This is a genomic window from Pseudoalteromonas sp. SANK 73390, assembly GCF_054966645.1.
In genome coordinates, this window is the sequence record NZ_ARPN01000053.1 from 54,459 (window position 1) to 67,659 (window position 13,201).

General features: G+C 39.3%; 12 protein-coding genes. 4 read left to right on the forward strand and 8 right to left on the reverse strand.

Features of this window, described 5'->3' with window-relative positions:
• Positions 1-32: 32 nt before the first annotated feature.
• Entirely contained in the window at positions 33-962 is a 930-nt protein-coding gene (locus tag SANK73390_RS07125) for a bile acid:sodium symporter family protein (RefSeq protein WP_462764973.1), read from the forward strand.
• Between the two features lie 290 nt (positions 963-1,252).
• Here the strand turns inward: SANK73390_RS07125 and SANK73390_RS07130 are convergent, their stop codons facing one another.
• The 5 genes from SANK73390_RS07130 to SANK73390_RS07150 all read right to left on the reverse strand — a co-directional run bounded on the left by SANK73390_RS07130 (position 1,253) and on the right by SANK73390_RS07150 (position 6,513).
• Positions 1,253-1,699 (reverse strand): Hsp20 family protein, encoded by a 447-nt coding sequence (locus SANK73390_RS07130; protein ID WP_462764975.1) that lies wholly within the window; start codon positions 1,697-1,699, stop codon positions 1,253-1,255.
• Positions 1,700-1,974: 275 nt separating this feature from the next.
• Positions 1,975-3,000: a S41 family peptidase gene (locus tag SANK73390_RS07135; RefSeq protein WP_462764977.1), complete on the reverse strand. Its 1,026-nt coding sequence runs from the start codon at positions 2,998-3,000 to the stop codon at positions 1,975-1,977.
• A gap of 86 nt (positions 3,001-3,086) precedes the next feature.
• A complete protein-coding gene (locus SANK73390_RS07140) occupies positions 3,087-3,467 on the reverse strand; it encodes an MmcQ/YjbR family DNA-binding protein (protein ID WP_462764979.1) in 381 nt (126 codons plus the stop codon).
• Positions 3,468-3,503: 36 nt separating this feature from the next.
• Positions 3,504-4,136 (reverse strand): nicotinamide riboside transporter PnuC, encoded by a 633-nt coding sequence (gene pnuC, locus SANK73390_RS07145; protein ID WP_462765124.1) that lies wholly within the window; start codon positions 4,134-4,136, stop codon positions 3,504-3,506.
• 262 nt (positions 4,137-4,398) lie between these two features.
• On the reverse strand, positions 4,399-6,513 hold the full coding sequence (locus SANK73390_RS07150; protein ID WP_462764981.1) for a winged helix-turn-helix domain-containing protein: 2,115 nt from the start codon (positions 6,511-6,513) through the stop codon (positions 4,399-4,401).
• A gap of 130 nt (positions 6,514-6,643) precedes the next feature.
• Between SANK73390_RS07150 and SANK73390_RS07155 the strand changes: the two genes are divergently transcribed.
• Entirely contained in the window at positions 6,644-7,729 is a 1,086-nt protein-coding gene (locus SANK73390_RS07155) for an efflux RND transporter periplasmic adaptor subunit (protein WP_462764983.1), read from the forward strand.
• The gene (locus SANK73390_RS07160) at positions 7,726-10,803 is read left to right on the forward strand and encodes an efflux RND transporter permease subunit (protein ID WP_462764985.1); all 3,078 of its coding nucleotides are present in this window, start codon (positions 7,726-7,728) and stop codon (positions 10,801-10,803) included. Before SANK73390_RS07155 ends, SANK73390_RS07160 begins: the two co-directional genes overlap by 4 nt.
• Positions 10,804-10,850: 47 nt before the next feature.
• Here SANK73390_RS07160 and arfA read toward each other — a convergent pair whose 3' ends face one another.
• Positions 10,851-11,030: a ribosome alternative rescue factor ArfA gene (gene arfA, locus SANK73390_RS07165; protein WP_261592534.1), complete on the reverse strand. Its 180-nt coding sequence runs from the start codon at positions 11,028-11,030 to the stop codon at positions 10,851-10,853.
• Between the two features lie 269 nt (positions 11,031-11,299).
• Between arfA and SANK73390_RS07170 the strand changes: the two genes are divergently transcribed.
• Positions 11,300-12,238, forward strand: a complete 939-nt coding sequence (locus tag SANK73390_RS07170) for an alpha/beta fold hydrolase (RefSeq protein WP_462764987.1) — start codon at positions 11,300-11,302, stop codon at positions 12,236-12,238.
• Positions 12,239-12,327: 89 nt separating this feature from the next.
• On the opposite strand, the gene SANK73390_RS07175 is transcribed toward SANK73390_RS07170, so the two are convergent.
• A complete protein-coding gene (locus SANK73390_RS07175) occupies positions 12,328-12,609 on the reverse strand; it encodes a LytR/AlgR family response regulator transcription factor (RefSeq protein WP_462764989.1) in 282 nt (93 codons plus the stop codon).
• Between the two features lie 10 nt (positions 12,610-12,619).
• Entirely contained in the window at positions 12,620-13,189 is a 570-nt protein-coding gene (locus SANK73390_RS07180; protein ID WP_462764991.1) for a hypothetical protein, read from the reverse strand.
• Between the last annotated feature and the right edge of the window lie 12 nt (positions 13,190-13,201).

Sequence of the window (13,201 nt, forward strand, 5' to 3'; positions counted from 1 at the left end):
GAACAGTAATAATCAAATGAACTAAGAACACGATGATTGCCACAGTTAACATATTTCCACTTTGGGCTATCTTGCTCAGTACTATCGCATTTTTCTTTCCAACTTTATTTATTGACTACAAAGCAGCCATCATTCCCTTATTAATGTTTATTATGCTCACGATGGGGCTAACACTCACCACAAAAGACTTTGCAAGAGTATTCAAAAATAAAAAAGCGGTATGCATTGCGGTTGCACTCCAGTTTACGGTAATGCCGTTGTTGGCATTTACGCTTGCCAGCTTAATGCACTTTGATACTGAACTTTTAATTGGTATGGTTTTAGTTGGCACAGTGGCAGGTGGTACAGCAAGCAATGTAATGTGCTATTTAGCCAAAGGCGATGTCGCACTATCTATCTCTATGACCGCAATAAGCACCCTACTGGGCGTATTATTAACGCCTCTATTAACTTCTCAGCTGATTGGGCAGGTTGTAGACATTCCCATACTGGCGATGCTCAGCAGTTTATTAAAAATAGTCTTACTTCCCGTCGTTGCAGGTGTGCTCTTTAATCATTTTTTTGCCAGACCATTAGCTATAATAAAACCACAATTACCACTGCTTTCTATGAGTGCTATTGTCATCATCATCGCCATTATCGTCGCCCTAAATCATGATAAGCTACAAAGCGTCGGCCTGATAGTGCTCCTTGGCGTAGTATTACATAATACTCTGGGACTATTTTTGGGCTATTTTGTGCCTAAATATTTAGGCCAAGATGAACAAGTATGCCGCACAATTGCCTTTGAGGTCGCAATGCAAAACTCAGGACTGGCAGTTGCACTTGCTATGAAATTTTTCACGCCAACGGCAGCCATCGCTGGGACGTTATTTTCTATTTGGCACAATATCAGTGGCTCCATATTGGCAGGTATTTGGAGTAACACTGACTTATATAATAAGAGTGACAAACATTCCTAACAAAGTTAAAAATTTTTTTATTAGGGGCTTATATAAATATATCCAATACCAACTACATTAAATAAATGACCAAATATAACGATAGATAAATAGCTTAGAAACAAGGCAAAAATTTCGGTATGTCGCTATTCTATACGAGTCATTTAGCTCGCTAGAATGATCAATGTTTTAATAAAATTGGTATAAAATAGTGTCTATATCGACACTTACTCGTGTAAATCACAGTAACAAACAAGCCGCACTATGTGCGGCTTCAATAGAATAATCAACATGTAAAGCAAAGAAGGTAATTAGTTATTTTCGAGCAACTGCCCCGAACCAATTGAAATTTTGCGCGGCTTTAATGCCTCCGGTATTTCACGTTCTAAATCAACAACTAAAAGCCCATTTTCAAGTTCAGCGCCCAGCACATTAACATGATCACCCAATTGAAATTTACGCTCAAAATTACGTTGTGCAATACCCTGATGAATAAATTTAGCTTCTTTATTTGGCGCTTTACTTTGTTTCTCGCCTTTGATTAATAAAGTATTACCCTCAGACTCTAAAGCAAGTTCTTGTTCAGTGAAGCCTGCGACTGCCATCGTAATTCGATACTTGTCTTTGTCCAGCGCTTCAATGTTGTATGGTGGAAAGCTTGCCTGCTTTTCATTTTTTGCAGCAGCATCCATCAGTGATGTTAAATGATCAAAACCAATGAATGAACGATGAAGTGGAGATAGATCGAATGTTTGCATAATATGTATCCTCATAGAGCAATAACGTCGCTGCTTACTCTTTTAAAAAAGCAATAAACAGCATTTAAAACAAATAGTTAACTTAAGTAAGGACCCTGTCGGCGTCCTTACATACCTATCTATGGACGAGCCAAAACGATTTCAAGAGGATTATTTCAAAAAAAAACTAACTAATTGATTATTAATTATAATTATCTTATTGCTCAGAATGAGACTGAAAGCCGATTATGCAAATGTACCTGCACTTCAATAAAGTAATCTTCAAAATAAACCCACTAGTCAATACTCGAGGTGTTTTCTAGTGCCTGCATTATGTCTTGTAACTTTAGCTTATTCTTTGCTTTTTCACGCAACTGCTCTAAAGCAATAGTATAACTTGCCTCAAGCGCCTGATTCGCCTTTACTTTAATATCGGGTTTCACCCCCACACCTTCCCAGTTAGTTTTAGTTATTGGGTTAATTGCTTTTGACGTTGGCATAGCAACTCGAATATCATTTGGTAAATTAACAAAACGCCAAGGATTCGCCCCTCCTTTGGTATTTTCGCCAATAATTGTTGCACGTCCTAAGTGCTTAAAATTATATGCAAACTCTTCAGCAGCCGAAAACGTTTTATTACTAGTTAAAATATAAATAGGTAATTTAGGTCGTTTTTTACCATTAATAGGTACTGTCCAAAACTCACTTGTTAAGCCGCTATCTCGTGAATAAAAACTATTTAAGTGCGTATCTTTTTCTAAAAAATAGCTGCTAATCAGCTGTACCATGGTAGCGTCGCCACCACCATTATTTCGTAAATCTATAATTAAACTATCACTGTCTTCAAGTAATGTGATCACTGCTTCTACTTTTCGCTTACTATGACGGGTTACATTGGCAAACCCCCAAAAAGACAGTAGGCCCACGTTACCCGGTAATATTTCAACCCGTTCAAAACCATAATTTTTACGTGCTAATTTATCAAACCATGATTCATAAATAGTGTTATCAGCACTTGATTTTGCATTAGAACTTGGCACAAAAGACATACTCAAGTGCTTATCAAATTTATGTAATTCATTATTAATGATAGATAGTAACTGCTTACTAGAGGTGGCTGATTTAAATGACTTGCTTTGAGCTAAAGTATCCAATGCATTTATAATGCTGGGAATATTTTGCTCTTCGACATAATGAAGTTGTATGCTCTGTTGTAACTGTGTAAGCATTTCAAAGTGTTGATTTGACTTATCAGCGCCATTACATAACCCTTTATGGGCCCAAAATAATGTAAGTATAAGAATATAGTAATACAATTTCATAGGGTTGCCTTTATTATTATCACCCTATAGACCAGCACGGTTGGTATTATGTTCCTTTTCTGTTATTAATACTGGTATATTTTTCCTTATAAATGAAGCAATAGAGATGCTTGCGCCTTTTTAGGCATTTTTTTCACAACGAGCAAATAAGAATTATCAATCATTCGTGCAACCTCTGTGCTGGGTATAGAGCCATCTAATAATACTGTATTCCATAATCGTTTATTCATGTGATAACCAGGTAATACGGAAGAAAATATATCTCTCAATGCATGCGCTTCATCAGGGTCACATTTGAGGTTAATTCGCCAAAGTTGACTCTCTACATCCCCCATGTTTTTACCTAACGCTAAGGTAGCAAACATCTTGTTTTTTACTTTATAAACATCGACTCCCTCTCCAAATGGTTGGCTGACTGTTGCCTCAGGCTTGCTCATAAAATATTGATGTACTTGATGGTGGTCCATTACCTCTCCTTGTCATATAAAATTGGTCTTTGCTATTTATTTACTAGTGCTTGAGTGCAATGATTTGTGCCATTGCCTATAATTTACAGCTGCTAATACCGTATAAAATGAGAACAAAATGACTGTGGGGAAATAACCCTTACACACATAAAGATAAATAGAAACGGCATCAATCACAACCCAATATAGCCAGTTCTCTAACACTTTTTTAGTAAGCATATAGGTAGCAACCACACCAAAACAAGTCGTTAAAGCATCTAAGTAAGCGAAATCTGCATAGGTATGGTTGTCCATTACATAACCCACGCCTAACGAACATAAAGAGCTAAGCACAATTAATTTACTGTGCTTGGCTATAGACCAAGATGAAACTGGTAATGTGCTTTGTGTAACCTGTATGGATTTTGCACTTGTTACTGCTCCTTGACGCCATTGCCACCAGCCATACACAGCCATTGCCAAATAGAAAAAATTCAGCAATGACTCCATTAACAAAGCACCATTAAAAAACAATAGGGTATAAATTAAAGTACTTAATCCGCCCGCAACCCAACACCAAGCGCTTTGTTTCATCGCAAGCAACATGTAAGCAATTGACAATACAACTGCTAAGTATTCCCACACTGACATAGCTTGAAAACCACTAATAACGTGTTGTAAAAAGTTCACAAACTCATGCATGTTCTACTTCTCGATAGTTATAAGGAACCACTCACCCTAGATAATTCCTTTATACGATTGAGCGCTAATTAATATGCAACTAATATTCAAAAATTTGCGTGAAGCAATAACACATGCCATAACAGCCTAAATAGCACTATTTTTTCAACTTCTAAAGAGATCATACCTTATATGAACAACGTGTGATCCCTTTCTCTGTGACTTTTATAATTTGTACACAGATAGCGCTTTGTAAACTACAACCACAGCCTTATGGCCACTGCACTTTAACTAAGTTGCTATCAGCAAGCAGAGAATGAGAAACCAATATTTTATCGCCGCCAGGGTGCAAACTAAACTCTGCATCCCTACTATTCTCAAACAATAATTGCTGCTGTGTTAGTCCTGAGTTCACATCAAGACGATTAAGAGAGACATTGAGCTGTCCAGTTTCACTCCAATACACATAATCATCATGTACTTGCCAATTTAATGAACTCAAATGCTCAAACGCCATTAACGAGACCCTTTTTCCCCCTTTGCGCTCTAGCCACAGCGTATAATCGCTATCGAGTAAGTAACTGTCACCATTGGTTAATTCTTTTTTTTCACTAATACCATGTTCTACTTTTTCTTTCTTTTTGGTATGCAAGTTATAACGATACAAAACTGTATCCACGCCCTCTAGACGCGAATAATAAACACTCTGACCCGCTCGGCCCCAATGCGGCACTCCCACTTGCTCTTCCGTTAAGCTAATTTTTTTAAACTGTTTAGACTTAATATCCAATACAAAGATACGTTCTTCTATTTTACCCGCAAGCATTGTCCCTGTAGGGTCTAGAGATAAGCGAGTTACGATATGTCTGGCGTTAAATGTATATAGCACCCTTTGTTGACCTTCGGTATCAATAGACTTTATATATGCACGTTGCTCATTTTTACTGGTGAAATACATCATATCGCCAGCGTTGTTATAAATGGGGTTAAAATCAGCATTTGAATCTGGAAAATACGCCAGTGAAGTTATATCAGTTTCACTAAATGGGTTTTTAACTTCCTGAATATCCTTATAATTCATGCGGTGTTGACGCATAAACAAACATTTTTTACCACATGAATAAAAAGCGTCATTTAGCCCAGGCGCACTCCCTGATTGCTCAACCAATTGTTCTGTGCGCATATCAAAGTAGTACACATCACCTTTAAAACTGCTAAGTACTAATCTATCTGGCGTATCTTTGAGCCAAACCAAATGAGATGCAAAAAAGCCAAGGTTAACTTCACTAACAATATTTTGTTGTTCTAAATCGTGGATTAATAAGTGATAACGTCGCTCAGATACGTTTCTGATCAATGCCAAATAACGTCCATCAGGGGAGAGTTGAGCTGCATAATCGCCATAACCTTTAACGAATGGAAAAGTCATTTGTTGTAACAAGTTTTGACTAATAGAGTAACGATAAATGGCATGCTGCCTTAAACTATTGCTGCCTGATGATAAGGCACTGACGTACAAGGTATCGTTATCAACCCCAAATGAGACCGGATAAACACCATTAGTAGCAAAGTTAAGAAGCTTTGTTTCGTGCAAACCACTGTTGGTATAGCGTGCAATATAACTTTTCATGCCAGTGGGTGTATCTTTATTGTATACAACATATTGCCCATCATTTGAAAAAAACACGGATAAATAGTTGTCACGATCAAAAGACAATCTATGCACTAAACCCGTCGTAAGGTTTTTACGGTGCAGCGCATAGGGGCTATCGTTATTTTCTCTGTATATAAATAACAAAGTATCATGTTTGGGGTGGTAGCTGGCACTCATTTCTGAGCCGGACATATCTGTTAGCGTCTCAATTTGTATATCATTCGAGCTGAGCGATGCGGTTGTACTTCTGTCAATATTTCCCCCATAAAAAGCCAAAAGACTCACCAAGGTAAATACCATCAAAGTAACAATAATCCAAAGCGCTTTAGCATTGAAAAAGCTCGCGCCTTGTTTATCTAAGATGCTCTTTTGCTCATGTTCTGCGTTTTTTACAGCCTGCACTGGTGCGATTAACGCATAACCTTGCATTGGAATGGTTTTTATATATCTAGGCTCTTTGGCGTCATCTTCGAGCGCAAAGCGTACTTTCTTTATAACCCGTCGAATCGCATCATCACTGACCTGTCGATTACCCCACACATGCTCAAGCAAGGCTTGACGAGATACCACGTCTCCTGCGTGCTGTATTAAATAGTACAAAACAGCCAAAGGGAGTGGCTCAAGTTTTATAGACTTATCGCCTAAAGATACCTCAGCTGATTGAAAGCACACACGCTTATCTGCAACCATATAGTTAGGTGACTTAGTAAAAGAAAAATTTAATTCATCCATAATTCAAAAGCTTAGCATTGTGATTTTTTATGACCATGCCAGTCTACCGCTAAGTTCATAAACGGTCCATGGCCAGTCATAAAGAAAAATGACAGATTCTTCAAATACGCTCATTATTATGGAAATCAGTATGAACACCTCACAGCTTAATTATCTCATCTCGCTATTAATATCTTTGTTATGTGCATTAATGCCAATCTTTTGTAGAGCAAGCTCAGTACCTTTAGTTAAAGTCAAACCGGTGCAAGCTTGGTCTAGCGGCTTAGAGTATACCCTTAACTGTAATGTCTCTATCCCTTTTGCAACCAAATTATCCAGTGATGTAGAGGCAAAAATCACTTTTATTTTACCCGCTGGTAGTTTGGTAAAACGAGGAGAGTTAATTGCCTCACAAGATAGAACATATCTAAATTTTCAGCGTCAACAGCTGCAAAAAACTCGGCAAATCGAAAAACTTACAATGGAGCATGCAGCACAGGAGTTTACTCGCTTATCAAAACTAAACAAAGAACATGTGTCAGCCTCGCAACTCAACCTACTAGCATTGCAACGTGATACAGCAAAATTAAATTACTTAAACCTAGATTACCAAATACAAGAGCTCAAACAACGCTTAGATAATCTAAAACACTTTGCACCTACTGATGGTTACGTATTGAGTACCCTTGCAGAACCGGGGGAATTTATTGCCAACGGCGCTCCTATTGCTGAATTTATTTCACAGCGTGACAAAGAGCTAACCTGTGAACTGCCACATAGCCTGTTATCCAAGCAAAATTCTCTGACCCATAGCGAGTTTTTATTGCCTACTGGCGATGCATTAACACTCATACGAACCAGTGCTGATATTGATAAAACCAATCAAATGCTTAACCTCTATTTTTCTAATTCACAGCACATACTTACCCACTTTAGACTGGGTCAGCGATTAAAAATAACCATGCGAACAGCGGCCCAAAACCTCAGTGTTGTACCTACCGAGAGCGTAGTGCTTGCCCAAAATCAAAACTATGTCTGGCAAATCGATGAACAATTAAAAGCCCACAAAACCCCCGTTAGTATTATCAAAAACTTAGGCCACACCTTTTTAGTGCAAGCAACACTGACTGCCACAGACCGAATTGTCAGCGTAGGGCAAAGCAACCTTGAAGACCAAAAGGAAGTAAAAATACTGAATGACTTAGCTGGCTCTGTCACTTCGGGAGTAAATAAATGACTCTGCAAGCAATTGAGCACCAAAATAAATTTAATCCTACTGTTCTCGCGATTGCCATTTTAGTCTGTATTATCGGCGCTTTTGCGGGCGCTAAACTACCTAATGCCTTGCTTCCTCCAATAGATAGACCTGAAATACTGGTGTTCACAAACTGGCCCGGTAAGAGTGCTCAAGAAATAGAACAAACGTTAATCGCACCATTAGAAAATACCCTTTCAGGTCTTGCAAATAACACCTTAATAGAAAGCAATATATCCAACAGTACAGCTTCAACTCGGTTGGTATTTAAAGCCAATACGGATATGAATGAAGCTTATATGCAAACACTCACGAGTATTTCTCAAGTTCCGAATTGGCCCGCGAACGTTGCACCACCCTTTGTACTTAATCAGGCTGATGGAGCAGGTGCAACTATGGCAACAGCTATGCTGTATTCACAACAGCCAACCTCCGAGCAAGCATATATTGATGCCTTCAAAGACATTGTCTATCCTGCGCTTATCAAAATTGATGGCGTAGCAAGTATTGCTACGGCCAGCAACCCGATTGGTCAACGAATTGATATTGAAGTTGATATGAATAAACTGGCACAATTGCAAATCCCCCTCTCAACATTAAGTGCACCTCTGCGTTTATTGGCCGACAGATCAGGCAGTACACTAAAACTTGGTGATCGCGAATATGAACTGCATTTTGAAGGTCAACTTAACCATAATGCACTTAGTAATCTGGCAATTTATAGCACCGACTCACACATAGTGCGCTTACAAGATGTTGCAACGGTGACCCTTCGTGTTGAACAAGATTGGGGGTTCTCGTCAATGCACGGCTATCGAGCATTTTACTTTCGTTTAAACCCAAGTAACGATGTGAACGCGCTGGCGACTGTGAGCAAAATAAAATCTACCATAAAGACGCTTAATCAAGGGCCTTTGAGTACACAAAGCATGACGTTAGCCCTTAGTAGAGATGACTCAAAAGCTATTCACAGTGCTATAGAGCAAGTATATATTGCGCTGTTAATTGGCGTGCTTCTCTCTACCGCTATTTTATTTTACTTCTTACGTAACCTAAAAACAGTGAGCCTCGTCTTTGTCAGTATTCCAGTATGTCTTGCCTGTGTTTTACTTGCTATGTTTACGTTCGACTATAGCCTCAATGTGATTTCACTCGCGGCAATGGCACTGTCAGTAGGGCTACTGCTAGATGCTGCTATTGTCGTAGTAGAGCGCATCGAACACAAAATTCAACAAGCGCCTAATGAATCTGTGGTAACTAATATTGCATCAGCGGTAGGAGAAGTTAAAGGCGCAATTTTATCTTCAACCCTGTCTAGCATCATAATATTCGTGCCTATTTTGATGATATCTGGCCCTGAGGCACAGCTATTTGAAGACCTTGCTTTTACAATTTCCAGCGCGTTATTTTCATCACTCCTCGTTGCTTTAATACTGATCCCCGTACTGGCTCGTTATGTACTTATTAAACCAACCTTCAGATTAGCCAAATCAGCCGAATACAGCGCCCGATTACTTACTTTAAGCGCCAGAAATATAAGTCTAAAAGTGACAATACTGATACTCGGTATACCAGTGGCTTTACTTTGTGTTTATTTTGCCAGCCCACCGTTAGATGTCTTACCTGCGCCAAAGAGCAAAGTGGCACTAGCCTATATTAGTTATTCCGACCCACTCGCACCACATGCGGTAGAAAAACATATCGCTATGCCTATTTTAGATAGAATAGCAGCACAGAAAACAAACCCAGATGCCCCAAATTATGATGTAACAGGTATGTTTTGTTTTCCAGGTGGCTGCTTATTATATTTCTACCCGCCTGAGGATTGGGATTATCAGGTATTTAAGCGTTGGATATCAACCAAGCTAACTCACGATATAGCGGGCACCCGTACATTTATCAATCAAGGTAATTTATTGAGCTTTGCCTTACCTAATAGCCGTCAAACACAACTCGATTTACAAGGTGCTTCGCTTGAAGTATTGCAAGCGCAAGGAAAATCGTTACTTAAGAAGTTACAAACACAGTTTCCAAATGCCAATATTGCATCACAGACTGAGCTAAATAATCAAACAGCTCGCATTGCCTTCACGCCAAAATACGAGCAGCTTGTTCGCTATGGTATTAATAATGGTTTTTTAACAAAGCAACTACAGTTGCTCAGCCAAGGGGTTTATTTAGGGCAGTTTGCCAGTGAAGGGGAGAATCTGCCATTTTATTTAAAGTCACAGCAAAATCAAGATTTAGAGCACATGTTAGCAACGCAGGTTGTCATTCCTAACTTCGGCCTTGTACCTTTATCTGAACTTGTCGATGCAGCATTTACACTCGCGCCATCGAGCTTGTTGCGTGTCAATCAACAAACAAGCATAACTCTTAACTTATCCCCATCTGAAGGAGAAACCGTTGGTGAGTTTTATACACAAGTAAGCGAGTATGTACAAACGTTACAGCAAACCACAGAGTTCAGTGCATTATCTATAAAAGTCAGGGGTAGCGCAGATAATCTATCTCAATTCTTAAATGAATTTGTAAATATGTTCAACTTGTCGATGGTTATTCTGGTGTTTTTATTGTGGCTTGCGCTGAGCTCTTGGAAGCTCACATTTGCCGTGATTGCTAGTATGCCTTTAGCGCTAGCTGGTGGTATGCTGTGCTTACAATTACTAAACCTATTCAGTATCCAAAACTTAGATATGATCACATTAATTGGCTTTATTATTTTAATGGGGTTAGTTATCAATAATGCCATTTTACTAGCCAATAAATTTCAAGATAATTTGACACAAGGTGACAGCCAACAAGTCGCTATTTTAAATGCAGTGAGTGCCAGAAAACGTGCGATATATATGAGTACAGGCACTAGTATATTCGGCATGTTACCACTAATGCTAAGCCCTGGGGAAGGTGCTGAAATATATCGTGGTCTTGCCGCTGTGATTATTGGCGGTATGACATTTAGCGCGTTGTTTAGTTTAAGTTTTATGGCCGCACTACTCTCTTTGCCCTTATTTGAGCCTAAAACAAAAGCAATACAACTAACCGTGACCGTATAACTGCACTTTGTCAGCGGTGAGTCAAAAAGCCTTATCTTAAAGCGCGCTTATGCTGCCTTAAGGTAAGGCTCTTGGCCTTTATGTTTTGCGTTACGCTTAAAGCTACCTTTACCTTTTTTGGCTTTTTCAACTTTTGCCTTAAATAGCGTACTCGTTACCAATGCTTTTAGTGCGTTGTCTTTTATCTCGCCGCGATGATGTGCATGCGCGGGCAGTTTTTTACTCATGATAAGCTCCTAAAGAGTAAGAAAATATAACGCCTATGGCGCGATGCTGATTATTGGCTGTAATACGACAGTATGCAAGTATTTTTTATCCATTTCCCCAGTATTTTTTAAGATCAAAAAGCACCTTTAAAACAATGAATTAAAAAACATTATGTAACTAAAAAACCAGCTTACGCTGAGTGCTCTAATATAATGTTATAAAACTTACATATCCCACTGGCTATACTGACTCTACATCAAGCTAACTTTTTCAATTATTGAGTTTTATTATGCCCAGCATTGCAACCAGCCACGGTATAACAATTAACTATCAAGATGAAGGCCCCCGCGATGCACCTACGGTGATTTTAATCATGGGCTTGGGGGCACAAATGACGGTATGGCCTGACGCTTTTTATTATGGGCTGGTAAGCCATGGCTTTCGAGTCATTCGCTTTGATAATAGAGATACGGGGCTGTCATCACAACTTGAACACTGCGGACGCCCAAGCCTTCTAAAAGCATGGTTGAGCAGGCGCTTGCCAATCTCGAGTTCAGTGCCTTACACCCTTGAGGATATGTGCTTAGATGTACTTGAATTGATGAAGGCATTAAAAGTAAAAAAAGCACACTTAGTCGGTGCTTCAATGGGTGGCATGATAGCCCAACTGCTTGCAGCAAAATATAAAAAGAAGGTGCTGAGCTTAACTTCTATTATGTCATCAAGTTCAGCACCTGCGCTGTCGCGATCAAACGTCGGCTTACTCTTTAAATTAATGCGCCTTAAGCCTGCAGCAAAAAGCCAAGAAGCTGCCATTGATTATTTAGTTAAGCTTAACCAACTGATAGGCAGCCCAGATTATCCTCAAGATGAACAAATACTCAAACAACAAGCAAGGCTAAGTGTATCCCGTGCGCATACACCTAATGGCTTTAAACGCCAACTTATTGCACTAACCCATAGCCAATCAAAAGAGCACCTACTTAGTAAAATAAAAGCCCCCACATTAGTAATACATGGTTTAGCTGACCCAATTATTCCCCTAGCTGCTGGTCAAAAAACCGCACAACAAATTCACAAAGCCAAACTCAAAGTGGTGCCCGGAATGGGCCATAACTTTCCACCTGAATTGATGAAAAAGCTCACTAAATGGGTGAGCAAACACATCAAAAAAGCGGAGCAAAAAAGAATTAAGAAAAGATTGATAGATAACCCAGTTGACGTATAACCAGCACACAAGTGACAATAATTGCACTGAAGCCAAAATAATCAACTACTTAAAAAATCGAGACCTGCTAATCTTTGCAGCAACCCTTATTAACTTAAGCTCTGCTTAAATGCGTCTTTATAGCGCCTTGAAAGGCTGAGTTTTTTTCCTGATTTTAGGGTGATTTCGCCATCGCCACTTGGTAAATAACAAATGCTGTCAACGGCGTTATGGTTAATACCAAAACTACGATGAACACGACTAAACCCTTTTGACTCTAACCGGTTAGATAATTGCCCCAAAGTTGCACGCAGCGGGTAAATGCGCCCTTGGCTATGTAGGTTCACATAATTGCCAGCTGACTCTAGCCACTCTATATCTGCCACTTTCACTAAGAACTCTTTATCTAATTTTTTTACTTAAAAAGTGCTCTGGCACGGCCCGCTCAGCTTCGCTCTCTTGCGCTTCACTTTCGCTACTGGCTATCGTACTTGCCTCACCTTTGAGGCGAGCATAGGCAAATTGCACACAATTATAAATAATCAACCAAATTACATAACCCCATGCATCTTTTCGATACTCATACCAAAACTCCCTAAGCCAAGGCCCAAAGTTGTAGTCTGCCCCATTTAAAGTATAAATCGCTTCACGAAGTGCCACCATCAATACGATATGAAGGCTGGCAAATAACAGACTACCAAACAGATGTACTACAAGCTGTTGATTAATTTTCTCAAAGCGCAGTGCAAAACGCTTAAAGAACATAAATAACAAAGGTAAAAGCAAAAGCACACCCAATGCACTGGTATATTCCCAAACAAACGGCTCCCACATAGCGATACTAGGCTCACCATCTCGTGTATGCTCACTCCAAACCGACAGCGCATTAATGGTGTTATTAATAAAAAGATACAGCCCTGCGGCCAAGTAACCTAACAGTATTTTATTTTTGTCCACTTGTTGCCAATTCACTGATACTCATCC